Origin of the sequence: Streptomyces yaizuensis (assembly GCF_034961445.1) — a bacterium.
Classification (GTDB): Bacteria; Actinomycetota; Actinomycetes; order Streptomycetales; family Streptomycetaceae; genus Streptomyces; species Streptomyces yaizuensis.
On record NZ_BSBI01000009.1, the window covers coordinates 363,510 to 382,211 of the forward strand.

The following is an 18,702-nucleotide window of genomic DNA, read 5'->3' on the forward strand; positions in this document are numbered from 1 at the left end:
GGTCAGCCCGTACCGCGCTTGTCCCGCTTGTCGCGCTTGTCGAGCGTCTCCAGCGCGCGGCGGGCCACCGCGCTGGTGCGCACGATGCCCGCGAGTGTGGTGGAGCCCCGGGTGATCTCGCTGAACACCCGCCAGGCGGGCCGCAGGCCGGTGATCGCGGCGTGCACGACACCGGGCCGGCGCTCGAAGACGCCGAGCAGCCGCCGTCCGACCCCCATTTCGACGCCGAGTCCGGACTTGATGGCGAAGGCGTAGTTCAGCGCCTGGCGCCGGGCGTCCACGGCGTCGTGGGCCTCCGCGATCCGGACCGCCCACTCCCCCGCGAGCCGGCCCGAGCGCAGGGCGAAGGAGATCCCCTCACGGGTCCAGGGCTCCAGCAGACCGGCGGCGTCGCCGCAGACCAGGACGCGGCCCCGGGAGAGCGGGGAGTCGTCGCTGCGGCAGCGCGTCAGATGGCCGGAGGAGATCGCCGGTTCGAAGCCCGCGAGCCCGAGGCGGGCGATGAAGTCCTCCAGATACCGCTTGGTGGCCGCGCCCTCGCCCCGGGCGGAGATCACGCCGACCGTGAGCGTCCTGCCCTTGGGGAAGACCCAGCCGTAACTCCCGGGCATCGGACCCCAGTCGATGAGGGCCCGCCCGGCCCAGTCCTCGGCGACCGGTTCCGGCACCGGGATCTCGGCCTCAAGACCCAGGTCGACCTGGTCCATCTTGACGCCGACATGGGCGCCTATGCGGCTGGCGCTGCCGTCAGCGCCGACGACGGCGCGGGCGAGGACCGTCTCGCCGTCCGAGGTGACGACGGCGACCGTGCGGCGGTCCGGGACGGCGGACCCGTGCTGCTCCACCCGGGAGACGGTGACGCCGGTGCGCAGCACCGCGCCCGCCTTCTGGGCGTGCTCGACCAGCTGGGCGTCGAACTCGGGCCGGTCGATCAGCCCGAACAGCATCCTCCTGGAGCGCCGGGTGCGGGTGAGCCGTCCGTTGAGGGAGAAGGTGACGGCGTACACCCGCTCACGGAACGGAAGGTCGAACCCGGGGGGCAGGCTGTCCCGGGAGGGGCCGATGATGCCGCCGCCACAGGTCTTGTAGCGCGGCAGTGCGGCCTTCTCCAGCAGGAGTACCTGACGGCCCGCCACGGCGGCGGCGTAGGCCGCCGAGGCGCCCGCCGGCCCGGCGCCCACGACGACGACATCCCACACCGTCCCGTCGTGTCCCTGTGCCTGAGTCCCTGCTTCGGTGCCGCCGTTCTCGCTGCTCACGATGTGCTTCTGCTCCCGATCCGACGCGTTGCCCGTGCTCTCCACGGCATCCTACGGCGCGGTCTTCTCGCACTGCTGTGGGAGGATCGACCACGCATTTTCCGTACCTGTTCCGCACAACGTCGTACCACCCGGGAGCGTGCCCATGACCGCCGATCCGATCGCCGAGGCAGTGGCCGAGACCGTCGCCCGGCTGATGCCCGGGGCCCGGGCGCAGCTGGCGGAGCTGGTGGCGTTCCGGTCGGTGGCGGATCCCGCGCAGTTCCCGAGGAGCGAGTGCGAGGCGGCGGCGGCCTGGTGCGCGGACGCGCTGCGTGCGGAGGGGTTCGAGGACGTGGCCGTTCTCGACACGCCGGACGGCACGCAGTCCGTGTACGGGCTGCTGCCGGGTCCGGTGGGGGCGCCGACGGTGCTGCTGTACGCGCACTACGACGTGCAGCCCCCGCTGGACGAGGACGCCTGGGTGACGCCTCCGTTCGAGCTGACCGAGCGGGAGGACGGCCGCTGGTACGGCCGGGGTGCCGCCGACTGCAAGGGCGGCTTCCTGATGCATCTGCTGGCGCTGCGCGCGCTGCGGGCCAACGGCGGGGTGCCGGTCACGGTCAAGATGATCCTGGAGGGTTCGGAGGAGCAGGGCACGGGCGGTCTGGAGCGGTACGCGGAGGAGCACCCGGAGCTGTTGACGGCGGACGCGATCGTGATCGGGGACTCCGGGAACTTCCGGGAGGGGCTGCCGACGGTCACGGCGACGCTGCGCGGGATGACGCTGGTGCGGGTCGCGGTGGACACGCTGGAGTCGAATCTGCACTCGGGGCAGTTCGGCGGGGCCGCGCCGGACGCCTTGGCGGCGCTCGTGCGGGTGCTGGACTCGCTGCGGGCCGAGGACGGTTCCACGACGGTGGACGGGCTGGTGGCGGACCAGACGTGGGAGGGGCTGGCGTATCCGGAAGAGGACTTCCGTTCGGATGCGAAGGTGCTGGACGGGGTGGGGCTGATCGGTTCGGGCGCGGTCGCCGACCGGGTGTGGGCGCGGCCGGCGGTGACCGTGCTCGGGATCGACTGTCCTCCGGTGGTGGGGGCGACGCCGTCGGTGCAGGCGAGCGCGCGGGCGCTGATCAGTCTGCGGGTGCCGCCGGGGCAGGACGCGGTGGCGGCGACCGAGCTGCTGATGGCGCATGTCCGGGCGCACACGCCGTGGGGTGCGCGGGTGTCGGTGGAGCAGCAGGGCCAGGGGCAGGCGTTCCGCGCGGACCTGGGGAGCCCGGCGTACGGGGCGATGGCGGACGCGATGCGGGTGGCGTACCCGGGGCAGGAGATGCAGGCGGCGGGGATGGGCGGGTCGATTCCGCTCTGCAACACGCTGGCGACGCTCTACCCGGAGACGGAGATCCTGCTGATCGGGCTGAGCGAGCCGAAGGCGCGGATCCACGCGGCGAACGAGTCGGTGTCGCCCGAGGAGCTGGAGCGGCTTTCGGTGACGGAGGCGCTGTTCCTGCGGAACTACGCGGGCCGCTGAGGGGCGGTACGGGTTGTTCCGCTTGCGCTGTCCCGCCGTAACCGCTCCGGAACCGCCTTCCTGTTCCCCGTTCCGCTTGCGGCGGAAGGGGTTCGCCCGTGGTGAAGCGGCCTCGCCCCGCCGGGGGGCCGCTGCCTACGGTCGGCCCATGGAGAGCATGGAGATCATCGAGGTGGTATCGGGGTTGTCGCTGCTGCGGTTCCCCGTGGGGCAGGCGTACATCTGGCGGGACGACGACGGGCTGACGCTGGTCGACGCGGGAACGGCGGGCGCCGGGGCGCTGATCGCGGACGCCGTCGTGTCGCTGGGGCACAGCCCCCGGGACGTGCGGCGGATCGTGCTGACGCACTTCCACGAGGACCACGCGGGCGGGGCGGGCGAGTTGGCGGCCCTGACCGGTGCGGAGGTGCTGGCGCACGAGCGGGACGCGCCCTTCGTCCGGGGGGTCGCCGAGGGCCCGCCGCCGCTGTTCGAGGAGTGGGAGAAGCCCCTGTACGCGCAGGTGTCGAAGCTCCTTCCGGATCCGTCGGTCCCGCTGGTGCGGCCGGCCGCCGTGACCGGTGTGGCGGACGGGGACGTGCTCGGCTTCGGCGGCGGCGCGCGGGTGGTGTCCGTGCCGGGGCACACGGAGGGCAGTATCGGGATCCATCTGCCGGAGCACGGTGTGCTGTTCACGGGCGACGCCGTCGCCGCGATGCCGGGCGACGGCCGCGTGCTCATGGGGGTGTTCAACCAGGACCGGGCGGGGACGGAGACCTCGTTCGCGAGACTGGCCGCCCTGGACACGGAGGTGGCGTGCTTCGGCCACGGCGATCCGGTGCGGCGGAACGCGGGGAAGGTGCTGCGGGAGGCGTACGCGCGCGACCACAGAGCGGCCGGGACGGACTGAGCGAAGGGGCCGACCCACCCGGCCCACCCGCAACAGCCGGATCAGCCTGATCAGCCGCATCAGAGCGGGACGCCCGCCTCCAGGTAGTGGGCGCGGCCGCGTTCACGGGCGCGCAGCGCCCAGCGGAGCCGTTCGTAGCGCTGGGGCGGCAGCAGGTCCCGGGCCTCCTGTTCGCCGACGAAGCGCCATGCTCGCAGCTCGGCGCCGGGCAGGAGGACCCGCCGGGCCGGGTCGCCGTCGAGGAGGCCGCCGTCGAAGAGGAGCCGCAGCCCGCCGTAACCGGGGGGCCTCGGCGGCTCCCAGTCGACCACCAGCAGCCGGGGCAGGCGGTCCAGGGTGATGCCGAGTTCCTCCGCCACCTCGCGCACCCCGGCGCGGGCGGGGGCCTCGCCGGGCTCGACCACGCCGCCGGGGAACTCCCAGCCGGGCTTGTAGGTGGGGTCCACGAGGAGCACCCGGTCGGCGGCGTCGAAGAGGAGCACCCCGGCGGCGACGGTCTCGCGGGTGGGCTCGGGGGTCTGGACGATCTCGCAGGCGCGGGCCTCGCCGGTGCGGACGGCGTCGGCGATCCGCTGGGCGGTCTGGCGGGGGTCGAGCCGGGTGGTGTCCAGGACGAGGGCGTCCTCGGCGAGCCAGTCGAGGGCGGCGCGATAGGCGTCGGTGGAATGGGTGGAGTCGGTGGGGGCGGTGGGGCCGGTGGGGGCGTCCGCGTCCGGACAGGAATCGCCGTTCGCGCCGGGACCCGTGGGGACGGTCGGACCCGTGGGGACGGTCGGACCCGTGGGGACGGTGGGGATGGTGCTCGTGGCGGCGGCCGGAGCGGCGCGATGGGCGATCCGGCGGCGCAGGATCGTTTCCTCCGGTCGCAGCAGCACCTGGCGTACCGGGATCCGGCGGGCGGCGAGCCCGCCGAAGATCTCGTCCCGGTACTCCTGCCGCAGCAGGGTCATGGGCACCACCAGCACCCCGCCCAGTTCGGCGAGGAGGGCGGCGGCGGTGTCCACGACCAGCCGCCGCCAGATCGCCAGTTCCTGGTAGCCGTCCACGTCGGCGAGGTGCTTCGGCGGCAGCAGCCCGCGCAGATGGGTGCCGGTGAGCGCGGGGTCGTACAGGGTGCTGTCGGGGATCAGGCCGACCAGCTCCCGCGCGGTGGTGGTCTTGCCCGCTCCGGACGCGCCGTTGATCCAGACGATCACGGTTCCCCCTCTTGCTCGTCGGCCGAGTGTGGACTGCCCGGAACACCCTGCCACGGAAACCCCCGGCGGGTCCGGGAGCCGTACGGGTGTGCCGGGCCCCGTCCGCACGGGCCGGTGCGGCGCGGGGGCGACGAGGGAGCGGCGAGGAGGAGGCGGACCGGTCCCGGACGGCGCGGGGGCCCGCTATCCCTTGCCGGAGCCGAGAGTGAGTCCGGCGATGAAGTGCCGTTGCAGCAGCAGGAAGACGACGATGGTGGGCAGCGCGACGATGACCGATCCGGCGGCGAGCAGGTTGTAGTCGGTGAAGAACTGGCCCCGGAGGTTGTTGAGGGCCGAGGTGACGGGGAGTTTGTCGCCGTCGGAGATGAACACCAGCGCCCACAGGAAGTCGTTGTACATCCAGGTGAACTGGAGGGTGCCGAGGGCGGCGAGCGCGGGGCGGCAGAGCGGGAGGGTGATGCGCCAGTACCGGGTCCACACTCCGGCGCCGTCCACGACCGCGGCCTCCAGGATCTCCTGGGGCAGGGTCCGCATGTAGTTGGCGAGGACGAAGACGCAGAAGCCCAGCTGGAATCCGACCTGGACGGCGAGGACGGCCCAGTACGAGTCGTACAGGGTCATCGAGTCGGACATCCAGTACGGCAGCGGGACCCGGGTGAAGAGCACGTACAGCGGGGTGACGATGACCTGTTGCGGCAGCAGGTTGCCGGCGGTGAAGACCATGAGCAGGGTCAGCGAGCCGCGCATGCCGAGGCGGGCCACGGCGAAGGCCGTGAACGAGGCGAGGAAGAGGGTGATCACCACGCCGGGGACGGCGATCAGCAGGGTGTTGACGAAGTACCTGGTCATTCCCGAGTCGGTGAACGCCTGCCGGTAGTAGTCGAGGGAGAGCGTCCGGGGCAGGGAGAAGTAGCCGTGCTCGGAGGTCTCGTCGTAGGGGCGGAGCGAGGCGTAGACGGCGAGCAGCAGCGGGGCGAGGAAGGCGAGCGAGACCGTCATGAGGAAGGCGTGCAGCCCGAGGCGGCGGGCGAGCCGGCCGGGGCGGCGCGGACGGGCGTTCCCAGGGCGCTGGTGGCCGGTCGTCGGTTCGGCGGTCATCGGTTCCTCTCCCCCCGGATCTCCTGGACGAGGAAGGTCACGACGAAGCCCAGGGAGAACAGCAGCAGCACGACGGCGATGGCGGACCCGAAACCGATGCGGGCGGCCTCGCCGATGATGTTGTCGGTGACGAGGACGGAGAGGAGTTCCAGCCCGTTTCTGCCCTTGTTGACGGCGTAGACGATGTCGAAGGCGCGCAGGGCCTCGATGACGGTGATGACGCCGACGATGACCGTGACCGGTCGGAGCGTGGGGAGGACGACCCGGAAGAACGTCTGGACCTCGCCCGCCCCGTCGATGGCGGCGGCCTCCTTGAGGGTGGGGTCGACGGCCTTCAGCCCGGCGAGGAAGAGGATCATCACATAGCCGGTGTGCCGCCAGGCCGCCGCCAGCAGGATCATCCAGAGGTTGAGGTCGGGGTCGCCGAGCCAGTCGGTGGGGTGCCCGGTGTCGCCGAGTACGGCGTTCAGGGCACCCTGGTCGCGGGAGAAGACCAGCTGGGCGATGAAGCCGACGACAGCGAGCGAGAGCACGACCGGCATGTAGAGGGTGGACTGGTAGAAGCGGCTGAAGCGGACGCCCCGGTCGATCAGGACGGCGAGCAGCAGCCCGAAGGGGGTGGCGACCAGGGCGAGGAAGGCCAGCCAGAGCAGATTGTGCCGGGCGGCGGGCCAGAAGGCCGGGTAGTTGGTGAAGAGGTTCTCGTAGTTCCGCAGGCCGACCCAGGAGATCTCGCCGATCCCGTCCCAGCTGGTGAAGGAGAGTCCGACGGAGGCGAGGGCGGGTCCCCAGACGACGGCGATGTCGAGCAGGACCGGGATGCCCAGCAGAACGCCGGTGACGGCGAGGTCGCGGCCGGTGAGACGGCGGGGGCCGCGCCGGGGCCGGCGGCGCCCGTGGCCCGTTCCCGGGCGGGCCAGGGCCGTCTCCCGGCCGGGTCCTGCGGCCGGTGGCGGCCGGTGGTCCGGGGGCCCGCCCCCGGGTTTCTGCGACAGCGGCACGGGTGATGACTCCAAGTCGGTCGCGTGCGCGTCCACGGGAGGCCGGTACGGGGCGGGTACGGGCGGTACGGGTCCGTCAAGGCCACGGCGGGACGGCGGAGGGACAGGAGGGGCGACGGGAGCGGGCGGCCGGAGGGGCGGGGCGGGCGGTGGGGGCCAGCAGCGGCGGGGGGCAGGAGCGGCGGGGGGCAGAAGGGGCGGGGGTCAGGAGGGGCGGGGGTCAGGAGCGGCGGGGTCAGGAGTCCGGGGCGAAGAGGGTCTTCCTCTGCTTCTCGATGCCCCTCACCAACCCGTCCACGTCCTTCGGGTCGTTGATGAAGGACTGAATGGCCGGAATCATCACCGTGGAGGAGAAGTCGGGCCGGGTGTCGCGGTCGAGGAACTGGGAGATGTGCCGGGCGCCGGAGACCAGCTCGACGGCCTTCTTCTGGATGGGGGTGTACGCGGAGGTGTCGGCCCGGTCGCTGACCGCGATGTTGTTGGGGTCGCCGGCGAGATAGACGTCCTCGGCCTTCCCGGTGGCCAGCCAGGCGAGCAGATCCCTGGCGCTCTCCATGTTCCGGTCGTGCTTCAGGTTCTTCGACCTCTTCGCCATGAGGAATCCGTCGATGGGGGCCTCGACGGCGTCCTGCCCGTGCTCGGGGGCGATCTCCGGGAAGGGGAAGAAGTCGATGTCGTCCCGTTCGTCCTCGGGGAACTGGGCCCCGGGGTGCGGCAGTCCGAGGACGGCCATGCCGGTCTGCCGCTTCTGGAGGCTGTTGGCGGCCTCCTGCCAGGTGCGGCCGTTGGCCCCGGGCTGGCAGTACGGGAGCAGCCCGCGCCAGGTGTCGAAGACGGCCCTGACCCGGTTGTCGGTCCACGCCTCCTCGCCCGCCATGAGGGCGCGGTGGAACGCGTAGCCGTTGCTGCGCATGTCGAGGTAGTCGAAGGTGCCCATGGCGGGCCAGCCGTCCTTGTCGCAGAATGCGATGGGGACCAGCTTGTCCTTCCGCATCCGGCGGGCGAGGGCGATGTACTGGTCGAGGGTGCGGGGCGCGGTGTAGCCGTACCGCTCGAAGACGCTTCTGCGGTGGAAAACGGCCCAGGGGTAGTAGTAGTACGGGGTCAGGTACTGCTTGCCGTCCGAGCCGGTGGACTGGGCCTTCAGGGCCTCGGAGAAGCCCTGGTATCCGCGCCACAGATCGCTGATGTCGTGCAGGAGCCCCTTTTCGGCGAAGAACTGCATGCGGTAGCCCGCGAACCACATGAAGACATCGTCCGGGGTGCCCTGGAGATACCGGTTGATGTTCTCCTGGAATGTGTTGTGGTCAACGGTGTTGACCTTGACCTTGCGCCCCTCTCTCGACTGTTTCTCGTACGCGGCGAAGGCATCGGCGAACGCCTTCTTCGGGACCGCGTCGGAGGAGTTGGAACCCACGGTGACCGTCTTGCCGTCGCCGCCCGGGCCGCCGCCGCAGGCGGTCAGCAGGGCGGGCAGGGCCACCGCCCCCGTACCGGCCGCCGCGCCACGTAACAGACCCCGCCGGGAGATCCGATGACCTGCCACGCTGCCGGGTATCGCCGAGCCGTCGAACGATGACCGTGCCATGGGCCCCTCCTCCGGATGTCAACCCAACACAACTCAACGCAAGGGTTGGATCTCACTCCCCCACAACGGCGCCGTCAAGGGGTCCGGCGGGAGATCGGCCAACCGTTACCACATCTCTTCCAACAGACTTCAACAGGCTCTACCGTAAACGCTCGCCCCTGACACGTACACGCCTTCCCGTTCCATCCCTGCGAGTACGGAAGAAGGTCACGATGCGTCACCCATCCACCCCCCGGGTACGCCGGAGAGTCATCGGAGCACTGACCGCCGCCCTGCTCGGCGCGGCGGGGCTCGGTGTCCCGGCGACGGCCGCACCGACCACGCCGACGGCGCCGACCGCACCGGCCACGGCGGCCGACGAGCCGGAGCGGGCCCCGGCCGATGCCGCGTTGGCCCTGACTCCGCCCATGGGGTTCAACAACTGGAACTCCACCCACTGCCGGGCGGATTTCAACGAGGCCATGGTCAAGGGCATCGCCGATATCTTCGTGGAACGGGGGCTGAAGGAAGCCGGATACACCTATGTCAACCTGGACGACTGCTGGGCACTGCCGCAGCGGAACGCCGAGGGAAAGCTCGTACCCGACCCGGTGCGCTTCCCGAACGGCATCAAAGCGGTGGCCGACTACGTCCACTCCCAAGGGCTGAAATTCGGGATCTACACCAGCGCCGGGACGAAGACCTGCAACCGCGCCGGATTCCCCGGGGCACTGGGCCACGAGTACAGCGACGCCCAGCAGTTCGCCGACTGGGGCGTGGACTATCTCAAGTACGACAACTGCAATAACCAGGGTGTGGACGCCAGGCTCCGCTACACCACCATGCGCGACGCGCTGCGCGCCACCGGCCGGCCCATCGTCCACAGCCTCTGCGAATGGGGCCAGAACAAGCCATGGGATTGGGCCAAGGACGTCGGCCAGCTCTGGCGGACGACCGGTGACATCAGCGACAACTGGGGCTCCATGGTCTCGATCATGAAGCGGAATCTGCCGCTGGCCCCCTACGCGGGACCGGGCCACTGGAACGACCCCGACATGCTGGAGGTCGGCAACGGCGGGATGACGGACACGGAGTACCGCACCCACTTCTCCCTCTGGTCCATCATGGCGGCCCCGCTGCTGATCGGCTCCGATCTGCGCGAGGCCCCCGAGTCCGCCTTCGAGATCCTGGGCAATCGCGAGGTGATCGCCGTCGACCAGGACCGGCTGGGCAAGCAGGGCACGGTGGTCTCCGCCGAGGGCGGCCGCTGGGTGGTGGCCAAGGAGATGGCCGACGGCAGCCGCGCCGTCGCGCTCTTCAACGAGAGCGGCCGGCCGCAGCGGATCGCCACCACGGCGGCGGCCGTGGGCCTGCCGCAGGCCACCGCGTACACGGTCCGCGACCTGTGGAAGCACACCACCTCCCACACGGCGGACACGCTCGCCGCGACGGTGCCCGCGCACGGGACCGTGCTCCTGCGCGTCTCCCGCGACCGGGCCTGGCCGCTGCTGCCGCCGGCCCTCGAACTGGCCGCCGACCAGGACGTCATGGCGGAGGCCACCGACAGCGGGAGGCTCACCACCACCGTCACCGACCTGGGCCGTACCCCGGCGCTGACGGTGTCCGTCGCGCTGGCCGGCCCCGAGGGCTGGACCGTACGGCCCCTCACCCGGACCACCCGGAAGGTGCTGCCCGGCGGCGCGAGACTCGCCACGGACTGGGAGTTCACCGTCCCGGCCGGGACCGCGCCCGGCTCCTACGGGCTGACCCTCACCGTCCACCACCGCACGCTCACCGGGGCCCGGCTCACCCACACCGCGCCGGCGGCCGTGAGCGTGGTGGTGCCACCGCCGGCCGGGCGCGCCCATCTCAGCGACCTCGGCTGGCTGAACGCGGTCAACGGCTGGGGCCCGGTGGAGAAGGACCGCAGCAACGGGGAGAGCAGGGCCGGCGACGGCCGCCCGATCACCATCGGCGGCCAGGTCTTCGCCAAGGGCCTCGGCGTCCACGCGTCCAGCACCGTCGAGTACTACACGGGCGGCCGGTGCGCCACGGTCTCCGCGCAGGTCGGCGTGGACGACGAGAAGGGGACCCGGGGCACGGTCGCGTTCGAGATCTGGGCGGACGGGGCGAAGGCGGCGGGCACCGGGGTGCTCACCAACGCGATGGACGCCCAGCCGCTCACGGCGGACGTCCGGGGCGCCGAGGTGGTGCGGCTCGTCGTCACCGACGGCGGCGACGGCATCGACTCCGACCACGCCGACTGGGCGGACCTCACCATCGACTGCTGACCACCGGGGAGCCGGTCCGGCGCGCGCCGTGGGGGCACGGGTGACGCGCCGGGCCGCCACCCCGGCGCCGGTGGTCCTCCCGGGCCTCAGGACGGGCCGCCGGCAACGGCCGCCGTCTCGCTCCTCCCGCCGAGCGAGGCGGCGGCCGCCGCTCCGATCAGCCCCGCGTCGGTGCCGGTGAGGGCGGGGACCACCGTCAGCCTGCGGACGAAGGAGAGCGTGGCGTACGAGCGCAGCAGCCGCCGCAGCGGGGCGAACAGCACCTCGCCCGCGCCCGCGACACCCCCGCCGACCACGGCGGTCTCGATCTCGACCAGGGTGGCGGTCGCCGCGATCCCGGCGGCGAGCGCCCGGGCGGCCCGTTCGTAGGAGGCGGCCGCGACCGGGTCGCCGGCGCGGGCCGAGGCGGCCACGGCGGCGGCCGACGCGTCCCCGTCGGGGCCGGGCCGCCAGCCGTCGGCGAGGGCCCGCCGGGCGATGCTGGGGCCGCTGGCGATCCGCTCCACGCAGCCCCGGCCGCCGCAGGGGCACGGCTCCCCGTCCAGATCGACGCTGATGTGGCCGATGTGGCCCGCGTTCCCGGTGGGGCCCGCGCGCAGCCGGCCGTCGAGGACGAGGCCGCCGCCGACGCCGGTGGAGACGACGAGGCAGAGCGCGTTCCGGCAGCCCCGGGCGGCGCCCCGCCAGTGCTCGGCGGCGGCCATCGCCACCCCGTCGCCCACCAGGGTGACGGGCCGTCCGCCGGTGGCGCGGGCGACCCGGGGCACCAGGGGGAAGTCGCGCCAGCCGGGCACGTTGACCGGGCTGACCGTGCCGGCGGCCGCGTCCACGGGGCCGGCGCTGCCGATGCCGACGGCGGTGGCGCGCGCCCAGAGCGGGGAGGCGGCGAGTTCGCCGAGGACGGCGGTCACGGCCGCCATCACCGTCTCGGCGTCCTCCTGGGCGGGCGTGGGGCGTTGGCACCGCAGCAGCAGCCGGCCCTGGCCGTCCACCAGCGCGCCCGCGATCTTGGTACCGCCGATGTCCAGCGCGGCGACGAGGTCGTTCTGCATGCGTCTGACATCCCCCGGTGAACTGGTTCGTACCCGCCGATTCGGGAACAGTCTCCCCAGCTCTGACAACGTTGTCCAGGCCTATGCTCAGCGCTGCGCCCTCCACAGGGACACCACACGGCGCACCCGCACGGCACACCCGCAGGACACACTGCGGACCAACACCGCACGACAGCACGGCACGACAGCACCGCGGGACAGCAGCACAGGACAACAACGCGGAACAGCACCGCAGGACAGCACCGCACGCCGATACCGCACGACACCGTACGACGACAGGACGACGCACTGTGGCCGATACCGCTCCCTCCTCCCTCGTGTCCGGCCGCCCCGCGTCCGCGCGGCGCCGCTACGGCAATCGGCCCACCATGAAGGATGTCGCCGCGCGGGCCGGCGTCGGGCTCAAGACCGTCTCCCGGGTGGTCAACGGGGAACCCGGGGTCACCCCGGACACCGAACGCCGGGTGCAGGAGGCCATCGAGGCCCTGGGCTTCCGGCGCAACGACAGCGCGCGGGTGCTGCGCAAGGGCCGTACGGCGTCCATCGGACTGGTCCTGGAGGATCTGGCCGACCCGTTCTACGGTCCGCTGAGCCGCGCGGTGGAGGAGGTGGCGCGGGCGCACGGCGCCCTGCTCATCAACGGCTCCAGCGCCGAGGACCCGGAGCGGGAACAGGAGTTGGCGCTCGCGCTCTGCGCCCGCCGGGTGGACGGGCTGATCGTCATCCCGGCCGGGGACGACCACCGCTATCTGGAACCGGAGATACGCGCGGGAGTGGCGACCGTCTTCGTGGACCGGCCGGCCGGGCGGATCGACGCGGACACCGTGCTCTCGGACAGCTTCGGCGGGGCGCGGGACGGCGTCGCCCATCTGATCGCGCACGGCCACCGGCGGATCGGTTTCGTCGGCGACCAGCCGCGTATCCACACCGCCGTGGAGCGGCTGCGCGGCTACCGCGCGGCCATGGCCGACGCGGGTCTGCCCGTGGCGGACGCCTGGGTCTCCCTGGGGTCCACCGCGCCGGAGCGGGTCCGGGCGGCGGTGGCGGGGATGGTCGGCGGGCCGGAGCCGGTGACGGCGCTCCTCGCGGGCAACAACCGGGTGACCGTGACGGCGGTGCGGGTGCTGGCCGAGACGCGGGAGCCGGTGGCCCTGGTCGGGTTCGACGACCTCGACCTCGCCGATCTGCTGGGGATCACGGTGATCGCGCAGGATGCCGCGGCCCTCGGGCGGACGGCGGCGGAGCGGCTGTTCCGCCGGCTCGACGGGGCGGCGGGCGAGCCGCGCCGGGTGACGCTGCCGACACGGCTGATACCCCGGGGCACGGGCGAGACGCCGCCCCCGGGCCTCAGGAAGTGAACGCCTCGGGGCTCAGGGGGTGAACGCCCCGGGCCTCAGGAGGTGGACGCCCCGGGGCCTCAGGGGGTGGACGCCCCGGGGCCTCAGGGGGTGGACGCAGTCCGCCGGGGCGCCGCGAACGCGTCCAGCCCGGCCCGGTCGAGCCCGCTGAGGGCGGTGACCTCGGCGGTGTCGACGGCGCCGCAGTCGATCCCGCGCAGCAGATACGCGGCGAGCGCCTTGGCGGTGGCCGGCTCGTCCAGGATGTCGCCGCCCGCGCGGTCCGCGTAGGCGGCGAGCCGCCGCGCCGCCGGGGCGAACCCCTCGCGGTAGAAGGCGAAGACGGCGGCGTAGCGGGTGGGCAGATGTCCGGGGTGCAGGTCCCAGCCCTGGTAGTAGGCGCGGGCAAGGGCGCGGCGGACGAGTCCGTAGTGGAGCCGCCAGGCGGCGTGGACCCGCTCGGTGGGGCCGGTGGGCAGCACGTTGGTGGAGCCGTCGCAGACGCGTACGCCGGTGCCGGCGGCGGCCACCTGCATCACGGCCTTGGCGTGGTCGGCGGCGGGGTGGTCGCTCGCCTGGTGGGCGGCGCCGACGCCGAGAGCGGCGCTGTAGTCGAAGGTGCCGTAGTGGAGGCCGGTGGCGCGGCCGGCGGCGGCGTCGATCATCCGGGCGACGGTGGCGGTGCCGTCGGCGGCGAGGACGGCCTGGCTCGTCTCGATCTGGATCTCGAAGCGGAGCCGGCCGGGCGGCAGCGACCGGGTCCGTTCGAAGGTGTCGAGGAGCCGGACGAAGGCGGCGACCTGTTCGGCGTAGGTGACCTTGGGGAGGGTGAGGACGAGGCCGTCGGGGAGCGGTCCGCCGTGCTCCAGCAGCCCGGTGAGGAAGATGTCGAGGGTGCGGATGCCCCGGTCGCGCACGGCGGCCTCCAGGCAGTGGGGGCGGATGCCGGTGTACGGGGCGGCCGTGCCGTTCCGGTACGCCCCGGCGACCAGCCGGGCGGCGCGGGCCGCGTCGGCGTCCTGGCCGTCGTCGTCGCGTCCGGTGTAGCCGTCCTCGAAGTCGATCCGCAGATCCTCCACGGGCTCGCGGCGCAGTTTGTCGCGTACCCGGTCGTGGACCTGTTCGGCGAGGTCGCCGGGGATGCCGAGGACGGCGGCGAAGGAGGCGGCGTCGGGGGCGTGTTCGTCGAGGGCGGCGAGCGCCCGGTCGCCCCAGGTGCGGAGGGTGTCGGCGGTGAGGGCGTTCCCGGGGACGTAGACGGTGTGGACGGGGTGGCGGGTGCCGGGGTCCCCGGGGTAGCGGCGGGCGAGGTCGGCGTCGACCGGCGCGAGCAGTTCGCCGATCTCCCGGTGGACAGCCGGGGAGAGGCTGGTCGCCACGGACTCGCTCCGCTCCGGGGACCTCTGCTGATGTTCCGTCACCGCACCAACCTCCCGGTTTCCGCTTCTCGGAATCAATAATCCGTTGAGCGAAGTTAGCGGTGGGCGTTCCGGGGCGTCAATGGGTGGGGGAACGACCGGCCGGGGGCCGTGCGGGTGTGTCCCGTACGGCCCCCGGTCGTCGTCCTGCGGGCGTTTAGTTCTTGCGGTGGTTGATGTCGTCGGTGAGTTGGGGGAGGACGGTGTGGAGGTCGCCGACGACGCCGTAGTCGGCGAGGTCGAAGATGGGGGCCTCGGGGTCCTTGTTGACGGCGACGATGGTCTTGGAGGTCTGCATGCCGGCGCGGTGCTGGATGGCGCCGGAGATCCCGGAGGCGATGTAGAGCTGGGGGGAGACGCTCTTGCCGGTCTGGCCGACCTGGTGGGAGTGGGGGTACCAGCCGGAGTCGACGGCGGCGCGGGAGGCGCCGACCGCTGCGCCGAGGGCGTCGGCGAGGGCCTCGATCACCGCGAAGTTGTCGGCGCTGCCGACGCCGCGGCCGCCGGAGACCACGATCGCGGCCTCGGCCAGCTCGGGCCGTCCCGAGGCGGCCCGCGGCGCCCGCTCGGTGATGCGGGCGGCGGTGGCGGGGTCGGAGAAGGCCACGGCCAGGTCCTCCGCCACGGCGCCGGTGGGGGCCTCCTCGACGGGGGCGCTGTTGGGCTTGACGGTGATGACGGGGATGCCGCGGGTGACGCGGGAGCGGGTGGTGAAGGAGCCGGCGAACACCGACTGCACCACCACCGGCCCGTCACCGTCGCCGTCACTGTTGCCGGGTTCGATGTCGACGGCGTCGGTGATCAGGCCGGAGCCGGTGCGCAGGGCGAGACGGGCGGCGGTCTCCCGGCCCTCGCCGCTGGAGGGCACCAGCACCGCCACCGGGCCGACCGCCTCATGGGCGCTCGTGAGGGCGTCGAGTTCGGGGACCACCAGGTACTGCCCGAAACGCTCGTCCTCGCAGACGAGGACGCGGACGGCGCCGTGCCGGGCGAGGGTGCCGGCGGTGGCGCGGGCGCCGGGGCCGGTCGCGAGGGCGACCGGGTCACCCAGACGGCGGGCCAGCGTCAGGAGTTCGAGGGTGGGCTTGCGGACCGCGCCGCCCTCGTGATCGACGAAAACAAGAACCTCAGCCATGACCGGGCACACACACTTTCTCTACGAAGAACCGGAAGCAGGGGATGGAACGGCGGGGGTCAGACGAATTTGCGTTCGGCGAGGAACGCCGCGACCTTCAGGCCGCCGTCGCCCTCGTCGGTGACCAGCTGCCCCTTCACCCGGGCGGGGCGCTCGGCCGCGTCCTCGACCCGCGTCCACGACCCCGCCAGGCCGATGTCGCCCGGGTCGATGCCGAGGTCGTCCAGGTCCCAGGACACCACCGGCTTCTTCTTCGCCGCCATGATCCCCTTGAACGACGGGTAGCGGGCCTCACCGGACTGGTCCGTCACCGACACCACCGCCGGCAGCGACGCCTCCACACGCACCGTCGCACTGTCACCGTCCCGCCGCCCCGACACCGTGCCACCCTCCACGGCCACCTCGGACAGCAGCGACACCTGCGGCACCCCCAGCCGCTCCGCGAGCAGCGCCGGCAGCACCCCCATCCCGCCGTCCGTGGACGCCATCCCGCACAGCACCAGATCAAAGCCGGCCTTCTCCACCGCCTTCGCCACCACCAGCGACGTCCCCATCACATCCGACCCGTGCACCCCGTCGTCCTCGACATGCACCCCCCGGTCCGCACCCATCCGCAGACCCTTCGCGACCGCCTCCCGCGCATCCTCCGGACCCACCGTCAGAACGGTCACCTCCACCTCACCCTCCGAGGCCTCCGAAATCCGCAGCGCCTGCTCCACCGCGTACTCGTCCAGCTCCGACAACAGACCGTCCGCATCCTCACGATCCACCGTCAGATCCCCACCGAACCGCCGCTCACCCGCCGCATCCGGCACAAACTTCACACAGACAACGATCCTCAAGCTCACGGGGGTCTCCTCCTCGCAGTGGGCCGTCCCGGGATCCACCCGACGGGCCCTGGGCCTGTCCCGATGGCAGGCAGCATAGGGGCCGGAAGGCGGGATTCTCGGACCGCGACGACCGGGTCTCCGAGCGAGATATTACTCGCCAGTACGTTTTCAACCTACCCCTGAACGAGGGCCGGGAACTGTGACCTTGACGACCCGGAGGGGGGCTCCGGGCGCCAGAAATGTACGACGTGACAAGAATCTCCCCTTCCGGGGCCACCAGGACTGGTCTCAGCGGCGCCCATGGGGCACGATCTGCGCAGCACCGAAAACCTACGGCCGCGTAACTTCCACACCTCCACCGGGCGAACCCTCCCCGGGCACGACAGAAGGGTCCTCCCCAGATGGCAGATCTCGTCTACCGGCCGGTGGTCGGCGCCGCTCTCGGGCTGTTCAAGGCGCTGGATCTGAAGATCGACTGCCAGGGTGCGGAGAACATCCCCCGTTCGGGCGGGGCCGTGCTGGTCAGCAATCACATCAGCTACCTGGACTTCATCTTCGCCGGGCTCGCCGCCCTCCCCCAGAAGCGCCTGGTGCGGTTCATGGCGAAGGAGTCCGTCTTCCGGCACCGGATCTCCGGTCCGCTGATGCGCGGCATGAAGCACATCCCGGTGGACCGCAAGCAGGGCGAGGCCGCGTACAAGCACGCGCTGGAGTCGCTGCGCTCCGGCGAGATCGTCGGGGTCTTCCCGGAGGCGACGATCTCGGAGTCGTTCACCCTGAAGTCGTTCAAGTCGGGTGCGGCGCGACTCGCGCAGGAGGCGGGCGTACCGCTGGTCCCAGTGGCGCTGTGGGGGACCCAGCGGCTGTGGACGAAGGGCCGTCCGCGCAACTTCCGGCGCAGCCACATCCCCGTGACGATCCGGGTGGGCGAGCCCGTCGAGGCCCCCGCCGACCAGTACGCGGGGGCCATCACCCGGCGGCTGCGCGAGCGTGTCCAGGGGCTCCTGGAGGACGCGCAGGCCGCGTATCCGCAGCGCCCCGCGGGGCCGGCGGACTCCTGGTGGCTGCCCGCGCACCTGGGCGGCACCGCGCCCACCGTCGAGGAGCTGCGCGAGTCCCGCTGACACCCGCCGGGAGGGCCCCGAAGGCTCAGCGGGGCGGGTGGACGGTGACGCTCGCTCCGGGGCTCTGCTTCCGCAGGGCCTCCGCCAGCTCCTCCCCCGCCGCCGTCAGCCCGGCCGCCGTCATCGGCGGCACCGCCTCCAGCAGGAAGATCGCGTTCGTGGAGGCGTCGGTGAGCCGGGTGCGCGGGCCCTGGCGCCAGTTCCAGCGGCGGCAGGTGACACCGGCGTCGTCGCACCAGACCACCTCGCCCGGCTCCGGGTGCTCCACCGTCTCCGCACCCGCCGCGACCGTCACGAACGGCTCGTCGCCGGTGGCGCGCACCAGCCGCATTCCGCCCTGGATCAAGTCCAGGTCCTCCCCGCCGACGGGGACGAGATGGGCCACGCTGATCGCGTTGTAGAGGTCCACGAGGGGATTGATCCGGGGCAGTGCGCCGTCGGCGAGGGCCCTGCGCGCCAGGGCCTCCGCCGAGTTGCGGGTACGGGAGGGCTTGGCGCCGAAGGCGGTGTAGACCTCCCGCCAGGCGGCCATGTGCGGGTCCTCGTGCGGGGCTCGCCCGTCCAGCCGCCCGGCGAGCCGGCGCCCGGCGTCCGCGAGCAGGGCGGCCCCGGTGTCGTCGCCGGCTCCGGGGGTCAGGCCGCGCGCCTCGACGGCGAGGTGGAGGAAGCCGGGCGCGAGCGCCCTGACCTCGTCGGAGACGGTGAAGGTGAGGGTCATGCCGGGTGCCTCGCTCACATCGCCACAGGGCCGCCGGGGGCCGCTGGGAACTGCCGGGGGTTCGCCGCCCGGAGCCCTGAGGGGGAAGAGGCCGCGGGGGCGCTCCCGGGGTGGGCCGGTGCGCCCCGCACACCGGCTCCGGACGGTCGAGTGCAGCCTACAACACCGCACAGTCCACTCGATTGGACTTTTTCAGTGCGTCCCGTGCACCTCGTGCGTCCTGTACGGGTGTACGACGGCGGCGGCCGACCGGAATGCCCGGTCGGCCGCC

15 protein-coding genes are annotated in these 18,702 nt (G+C 72.7%); 5 read left to right on the forward strand and 10 right to left on the reverse strand.

Annotation, left to right across the window (positions count from 1 at the left end):
• Window positions 1-2: 2 nt before the first annotated feature.
• A complete protein-coding gene (locus SYYSPA8_RS22645; RefSeq protein ID WP_323449096.1) occupies window positions 3-1,259 on the reverse strand; it encodes a geranylgeranyl reductase family protein in 1,257 nt (418 codons plus the stop codon).
• Between the two features lie 145 nt (window positions 1,260-1,404).
• On the opposite strand from SYYSPA8_RS22645, the gene SYYSPA8_RS22650 reads away from it, so the two are divergent.
• Together SYYSPA8_RS22650 and SYYSPA8_RS22655 are read left to right on the forward strand one after the other, a co-directional pair.
• The gene (locus SYYSPA8_RS22650; protein WP_323449097.1) at window positions 1,405-2,775 is read left to right on the forward strand and encodes a dipeptidase; all 1,371 of its coding nucleotides are present in this window, start codon (window positions 1,405-1,407) and stop codon (window positions 2,773-2,775) included.
• A gap of 157 nt (window positions 2,776-2,932) precedes the next feature.
• Window positions 2,933-3,664 (forward strand): MBL fold metallo-hydrolase, encoded by a 732-nt coding sequence (locus tag SYYSPA8_RS22655; protein WP_323449123.1) that lies wholly within the window; start codon window positions 2,933-2,935, stop codon window positions 3,662-3,664.
• Between the two features lie 59 nt (window positions 3,665-3,723).
• Here the strand turns inward: SYYSPA8_RS22655 and SYYSPA8_RS22660 are convergent, their stop codons facing one another.
• From SYYSPA8_RS22660 to SYYSPA8_RS22675, 4 genes are all read right to left on the reverse strand, one after another.
• A complete protein-coding gene (locus tag SYYSPA8_RS22660) occupies window positions 3,724-4,860 on the reverse strand; it encodes an NUDIX hydrolase (protein WP_323449098.1) in 1,137 nt (378 codons plus the stop codon).
• A gap of 183 nt (window positions 4,861-5,043) precedes the next feature.
• Window positions 5,044-5,958, reverse strand: coding sequence for a carbohydrate ABC transporter permease (locus SYYSPA8_RS22665; protein ID WP_323449099.1), 915 nt, complete (start codon window positions 5,956-5,958; stop codon window positions 5,044-5,046).
• Window positions 5,955-6,878: a carbohydrate ABC transporter permease gene (locus SYYSPA8_RS22670; protein WP_323449124.1), complete on the reverse strand. Its 924-nt coding sequence runs from the start codon at window positions 6,876-6,878 to the stop codon at window positions 5,955-5,957. Before SYYSPA8_RS22670 ends, SYYSPA8_RS22665 begins: the two co-directional genes overlap by 4 nt.
• Before the next feature lie 316 nt (window positions 6,879-7,194).
• A complete protein-coding gene (locus tag SYYSPA8_RS22675; protein ID WP_323449100.1) occupies window positions 7,195-8,547 on the reverse strand; it encodes an ABC transporter substrate-binding protein in 1,353 nt (450 codons plus the stop codon).
• Between the two features lie 212 nt (window positions 8,548-8,759).
• On the opposite strand from SYYSPA8_RS22675, the gene SYYSPA8_RS22680 reads away from it, so the two are divergent.
• Window positions 8,760-10,817, forward strand: coding sequence for an NPCBM/NEW2 domain-containing protein (locus tag SYYSPA8_RS22680; protein WP_323449101.1), 2,058 nt, complete (start codon window positions 8,760-8,762; stop codon window positions 10,815-10,817).
• 86 nt (window positions 10,818-10,903) lie between these two features.
• Here SYYSPA8_RS22680 and SYYSPA8_RS22685 read toward each other — a convergent pair whose 3' ends face one another.
• On the reverse strand, window positions 10,904-11,869 hold the full coding sequence (locus SYYSPA8_RS22685; RefSeq protein WP_323449102.1) for an ROK family protein: 966 nt from the start codon (window positions 11,867-11,869) through the stop codon (window positions 10,904-10,906).
• A 368-nt stretch (window positions 11,870-12,237) separates the two neighbouring features.
• Here SYYSPA8_RS22685 and SYYSPA8_RS22690 point away from each other — a divergent pair, with 368 nt between their 5' ends.
• Entirely contained in the window at window positions 12,238-13,227 is a 990-nt protein-coding gene (locus tag SYYSPA8_RS22690) for a LacI family DNA-binding transcriptional regulator (protein WP_323449125.1), read from the forward strand.
• A gap of 83 nt (window positions 13,228-13,310) precedes the next feature.
• On the opposite strand, the gene SYYSPA8_RS22695 is transcribed toward SYYSPA8_RS22690, so the two are convergent.
• The 3 genes from SYYSPA8_RS22695 to SYYSPA8_RS22705 all read right to left on the reverse strand — a co-directional run bounded on the left by SYYSPA8_RS22695 (window position 13,311) and on the right by SYYSPA8_RS22705 (window position 16,607).
• Window positions 13,311-14,627: a DUF6986 family protein gene (locus SYYSPA8_RS22695; RefSeq protein ID WP_323449103.1), complete on the reverse strand. Its 1,317-nt coding sequence runs from the start codon at window positions 14,625-14,627 to the stop codon at window positions 13,311-13,313.
• A 154-nt stretch (window positions 14,628-14,781) separates the two neighbouring features.
• Window positions 14,782-15,759 (reverse strand): electron transfer flavoprotein subunit alpha/FixB family protein, encoded by a 978-nt coding sequence (locus SYYSPA8_RS22700; protein WP_323449104.1) that lies wholly within the window; start codon window positions 15,757-15,759, stop codon window positions 14,782-14,784.
• 59 nt (window positions 15,760-15,818) lie between these two features.
• Window positions 15,819-16,607, reverse strand: a complete 789-nt coding sequence (locus SYYSPA8_RS22705) for an electron transfer flavoprotein subunit beta/FixA family protein (protein ID WP_323449105.1) — start codon at window positions 16,605-16,607, stop codon at window positions 15,819-15,821.
• 383 nt (window positions 16,608-16,990) lie between these two features.
• Between SYYSPA8_RS22705 and SYYSPA8_RS22710 the strand changes: the two genes are divergently transcribed.
• On the forward strand, window positions 16,991-17,713 hold the full coding sequence (locus tag SYYSPA8_RS22710) for a lysophospholipid acyltransferase family protein (RefSeq protein WP_323449106.1): 723 nt from the start codon (window positions 16,991-16,993) through the stop codon (window positions 17,711-17,713).
• Between the two features lie 25 nt (window positions 17,714-17,738).
• Here the strand turns inward: SYYSPA8_RS22710 and SYYSPA8_RS22715 are convergent, their stop codons facing one another.
• Entirely contained in the window at window positions 17,739-18,431 is a 693-nt protein-coding gene (locus SYYSPA8_RS22715; RefSeq protein WP_323449126.1) for a B3/B4 domain-containing protein, read from the reverse strand.
• Window positions 18,432-18,702 lie beyond the last annotated feature (271 nt).

What these genes read in the sequence shown, in the direction of transcription:
- SYYSPA8_RS22680 (WP_323449101.1), top strand. Translation starts at nt 8,760, where the DNA reads ATGCGTCACCCATCCACCCCCCGGGTACGCCGGAGAGTCATCGGAGCA.
- SYYSPA8_RS22650 (WP_323449097.1), top strand. Translation starts at nt 1,405, where the DNA reads ATGACCGCCGATCCGATCGCCGAGGCAGTGGCCGAGACCGTCGCCCGG.
- SYYSPA8_RS22715 (WP_323449126.1), bottom strand. Translation starts at nt 18,431, where the DNA reads ATGACCCTCACCTTCACCGTCTCCGACGAGGTCAGGGCGCTCGCGCCC.
- SYYSPA8_RS22710 (WP_323449106.1), top strand. Translation starts at nt 16,991, where the DNA reads ATGGCAGATCTCGTCTACCGGCCGGTGGTCGGCGCCGCTCTCGGGCTG.
- SYYSPA8_RS22685 (WP_323449102.1), bottom strand. Translation starts at nt 11,869, where the DNA reads ATGCAGAACGACCTCGTCGCCGCGCTGGACATCGGCGGTACCAAGATC.
- SYYSPA8_RS22675 (WP_323449100.1), bottom strand. Translation starts at nt 8,547, where the DNA reads ATGGCACGGTCATCGTTCGACGGCTCGGCGATACCCGGCAGCGTGGCA.
- SYYSPA8_RS22700 (WP_323449104.1), bottom strand. Translation starts at nt 15,759, where the DNA reads ATGGCTGAGGTTCTTGTTTTCGTCGATCACGAGGGCGGCGCGGTCCGC.
- SYYSPA8_RS22690 (WP_323449125.1), top strand. Translation starts at nt 12,238, where the DNA reads ATGAAGGATGTCGCCGCGCGGGCCGGCGTCGGGCTCAAGACCGTCTCC.
- SYYSPA8_RS22665 (WP_323449099.1), bottom strand. Translation starts at nt 5,958, where the DNA reads ATGACCGCCGAACCGACGACCGGCCACCAGCGCCCTGGGAACGCCCGT.
- SYYSPA8_RS22655 (WP_323449123.1), top strand. Translation starts at nt 2,933, where the DNA reads ATGGAGATCATCGAGGTGGTATCGGGGTTGTCGCTGCTGCGGTTCCCC.